The organism is Niallia sp. NCCP-28, from assembly GCF_023168165.1.
GTDB lineage: Bacteria > Bacillota > Bacilli > Bacillales > Cytobacillaceae > Niallia.
Genome location: NZ_BQYJ01000032.1, coordinates 1 through 1,413 on the forward strand (window position 1 = coordinate 1; position 1,413 = coordinate 1,413).

General features: G+C 35.8%; 2 protein-coding genes. One reads left to right on the forward strand and one right to left on the reverse strand.

Features of this window, described 5'->3' with window-relative positions; translation table 11 throughout:
- Positions 1-781, forward strand: a 781-nt coding sequence (locus tag NCCP28_RS23410; protein WP_248563561.1) for a glycosyl hydrolase 108 family protein, incomplete at its 5' end; no start/stop codon positions are given.
- Positions 782-1,088: 307 nt separating this feature from the next.
- Here the strand turns inward: NCCP28_RS23410 and NCCP28_RS23415 are convergent.
- The coding region (locus NCCP28_RS23415; RefSeq protein WP_248563562.1) for an Ig-like domain-containing protein at positions 1,089-1,413 on the reverse strand (325 nt) is incomplete at its 5' end.

Consider the following 1,413-nt stretch of genomic DNA (forward strand, 5'->3'; position numbering starts at 1 on the left):
AGCTAAAATAATAGCTCCCTCTGGTTTAAATGTTAGAAAATCAGCGAGTGAATCGGCTACTAGAATCGGGGGCGTTTATTATAATAATACAGTCACAATTGTGGCAAAAGCAGGAGATTTTTATAAAATTAAATTCGGGTCTGGTTTTGGTTATATTATCAATCGTAGTAGCTATTTAACAATTCAAAATGCAAATTCTAAACCAAACACAAACACCCCATTAAAAGAAAATGATATTTTTTCAGAAGCACTCGCATTTACCTTAGGTGTTGAGGGTGGTTATGTTTATGACCGATATGATTACGGTGGACCAACCAACATGGGAGTTACCCAATCTACATATAACACATATAGAGATCAAAAAAAGCTTCCCCGAAAGGATATCCGTAGCATTACGTTTGAAGAGGCAAGGGAAGTCTACTATACTCTATATTGGAAAGCAGCAAAGTGTGACAAAATGGATCGTACACTAGCGATTGTTATGTTCGATACGGCAGTCAATCTTGGAGTAAATGGAAATAGTAAGGCTGGAGGAGCTATTAAACATTTACAAAAGGCAATGAATATAAATCCAGACGGATCATGGGGATCTAAGACTGAAACTGCATTTGGGAAATTTTCAAAGAGTCAACATTACCAATTAGCCCTGAAGGTCGTAGATTATAATAAGGCTTTTCGCTATGAAAGAGTAAAGCAAGATGCTAGTCAAAAGAAATTTTTAGAAGGCTGGATAAACCGCGATAATAAGCTTTTAGCCTATATTAAAAAGATTGGAAAGTAATAAGCATCGTTCTGGCTCCAAATAGTATCAACAAGCAAAAAAACAAGTACGCATAAAGCATATTAAACTATATTTAGGCTGCTATTATTCCGAATTCCTTTAGATTGATAGCAGCCTAACTTTTTCTTTTACTAATTACATCTTATTCATTATTGGTTAACATTAATAAAAACCTTATTTATATTTAGGGTGCCTGACACTATATAGAAATAAAACGATTCAGAATATCCATCTTTCCTGGTTATCGTACTAGAGAAAAAAAGCTGCCCTTTCCATCATAATGACGGTTTGAAGGGCAGCTCTTTTTTCACTTCACTTTTATTTGTCTTTCTTTGCTTTTATTCCCTGCTTTATCTTGGGCATAAAGTTTTAAGATTGTGTTTTTCTTTTTTTTGCTTATATTGATTTTATAGTCGCCTTTTTGATTGGCTAAACCTTTTCCAACGTACTTGCTTCCTTCATATAAATACACCGTTGCATCTTTTTCCGCTTTTCCAGAAATGCTGGTGGATTTCGTTGTTACTGTACTGGCAGTCGGAGTGGCTGGCGCTGTTTTGTCTATTACCGTCACAGTCACTTCCTTACTTTTGTTTTTCGCCCCATCCTCTGCGTATACCGTCAGCTTCGTGCCA